Source organism: Paenibacillus pinihumi DSM 23905 = JCM 16419 (assembly GCF_000422505.1).
Taxonomy (GTDB): Bacteria; Bacillota; Bacilli; order Paenibacillales; family Paenibacillaceae; genus Paenibacillus_D; species Paenibacillus_D pinihumi.
In genome coordinates this window covers 1-2,113 of record NZ_AULX01000054.1, presented here as the reverse complement: position 1 = coordinate 2,113, position 2,113 = coordinate 1, and the positions used below count along the sequence as shown (strand labels likewise).

At 48.6% G+C, this 2,113-nt stretch carries 1 protein-coding gene; it reads left to right on the top strand.

What is annotated here, in order from left to right; genetic code table 11:
• Nucleotides 1–2,113, top strand: a 2,113-nt coding sequence (locus H583_RS32965; protein WP_036709705.1) for a non-ribosomal peptide synthetase, incomplete at both ends; no start/stop codon positions are given.

The following is a 2,113-nucleotide window of genomic DNA, read 5'->3' as shown; positions in this document are numbered from 1 at the left end:
TGCTGAGGGCTGAGCTGCTGCGTACGGGCCAAGAGCGCCACCTTTTGCTGCTGGATATGCATCATATTATCGCTGATGCAGTATCGATAAATGTACTGCTGGGCGAATGGATGGATTTCTATGAAGGAAAGAGCCTGCCAGAGCAGACAATCCAATATAAGGATTACTCCGTATGGCAGCAGGATCAACGGCAGCAACAGCGCCATCACGAGCAAGAAAGCTATTGGCTAAAGGAGCTTTCGGGTGAGCTGCCGATTTTGGAGCTGGCGACAGATATGCCAAGGCCGGTGGTACAACAGTTCTTAGGTGACAGGGTAACGTTCCAAATTAGCCGTGAGTTGACAGAGAGGCTGCGGCACCTAAGCAACAGACAGGGAAGTACGCTGTACATGACGCTGTTGGCTGCTTACAAGGTTATGCTTCACAAGTATACGGGGCAAGAGGAGATCATCGTCGGTACTCCAATCGCCGGAAGAACGCGGGCGGAGCTGGAGCAGGTGGTTGGAATGTTCGTCAATACACTGGCGCTTCGAAATTATCCAGGAAGCAATAAGCGATTTTCTTCTTTTCTGGGGGAAGTGAAGCAGAGCGTATTAGGAGCGCAAGATCATCAGGAGTACCCGTTTGATAGTCTCGTAGAGAAGCTGGAGCTGCGCAGGGATATGAGCCGCAATCCGGTGTTCGAGGTCATGTTTTCCCTACAAAACGGGGAAAATTCAGCTTCTCCTGCGTCGGGTTTAACCGTCCGGCCTTACGAATATGAGTTTCCGTTTTCCAAATTCGATCTTACCCTGGATTCAACGGAAAATGAGCATACATTGCGATTTGAATGGGAATATCGAACAGATTTATTTCACCGCAGCACTATTGAGCGAATGTCCTGCCATTATGAGGCTATTCTTAACAAGATTACGGAGAATGAGGATATCTTGCTCTCCGACATCGATATGCTAACGCTTGGAGAGAAGGAAATTCTGCTCTATTCCTTTAATGATACGCTGTCTTATTATCCCAAAAATAAGATGGTACATGAGTTGTTCGAGGAGCAGGTCCGGGAGCAGCCGGGAAATATCGCTTTGGTTGAGGGAGAACGGCAGTGGACCTATCTGGAGTTAAATGAGCGTGCGAACAGCCTGGCCCGGATTTTGATAGAGAAAGGTGTCGGTCCGGAACAGATTGTCGGCATTATGACTGAACGATCGTTGGAAATGGTTGCGGGAATGCTGGGCATTCTGAAGGCAGGCGGCGCGTATTTGCCGATCGACCCGCAATATCCGAGCGCCAGAAGAGCTTATATGCTGGAAGATAGCGGTGCCTCATTATTGCTGGCCCCCTCCAGACTGATGGACTTGCCCGCCTTTGCTGAAAAGCTGGTCGATCTGGAGGCAGAGCATCTGTATCAAGAAGATGGCAGCAACCTGTCAGTGAAAATGAGCCCTAATCAGTTGGCCTGCATTATTTATACCTCAGGCTCTACGGGGAAACCAAAAGGCGTTCAGATTGAGCATCCTAGCATTGCCAACCTGTCAACCTGGTTTAGTACGACCTATGACTTATCAGAAAACTATAATATTTTGCAAATGACCAACTTTTCCTTTGATGTTGCAATTGAAGAGATTTTAGTTTCGCTTCTAAATGGAGCGACGGTTCATATGCCGGATAACTTTGCAATTTTACAGCCTATGGAGCTGATCCGTTATATTCAGACACACCAGATCCACATTGCCCAATTTGTCCCGGTTACTCTTCGGGAACTATTACTGCCTGCTGAACGCATCCCAAACTTGAAAATTGTAATTTGTGGCGGAGATAAGTTGGAACATGCATTGGCGTCGAGAATTACAGAAAAAGGCTATCAGTTGTTTAACCATTACGGGCCGACAGAAACAACGGTTGATGCGCTTCGTCATGCATGCAGTTCTGGGGAACAACAGGTTTATCTGGGTAAACCGATCGCCAATGTACAAGTGTATATTGCAAACACAGCTAATCAGCTCCAGCCAGTTGGGGTCCCTGGCGAGCTGTGTATAGGTGGGGCAGGTCTGGCGCGGGGATACCTGAACCGTCCGGAGCTGACCGCGGAGAAATTCGTAGAGAACCCGTTCATACCGGG